Annotated in this window: 1 protein-coding gene; it reads left to right on the top strand. The window is 80.4% G+C overall.

What is annotated here, in order from left to right; translation table 11 throughout:
* Window positions 1-311, top strand: a 311-nt coding sequence (locus STRAU_RS38435; protein WP_037664717.1) for a phosphatase PAP2 family protein, incomplete at both ends; no start/stop codon positions are given.

Raw genomic sequence — 311 nt, 5'->3', positions numbered from 1 at the left:
CCCGGCCCGGCCTGGAGACCGTGCCGCTCGTGCGCAGGCTGAAGCGGCAGCCCGTCACCACGTCCTTCCCGTCGGGACACTCCGCGTCCGCGGCGGCCTTCGCGGCCGGTGTGGCGCTGGAGTCGCCCCGCCTCGGCGCGGCCGTCGCGCCGCTCGCGGGCGCCGTCGCGCTGTCCCGCGTCTACACGGGTGTGCACTTCCCGAGCGACGTCCTCGCCGGCGCCGCCCTCGGCGCCGGTGCCGCGCTCGCCGTACGCGGCCTGGTGCCGACCAGGTCGCAGCTCCCGCCGCCGGGCCGCCCGCGCGCCGAG

It is taken from the genome of Streptomyces aurantiacus JA 4570, assembly GCF_000414115.1.
Taxonomy (GTDB): domain Bacteria; phylum Actinomycetota; class Actinomycetes; order Streptomycetales; family Streptomycetaceae; genus Streptomyces; species Streptomyces aurantiacus_A.
The sequence above is the reverse complement of the archived record's forward strand: the minus strand, read 5'-3'. Positions and strand labels throughout refer to the sequence as shown.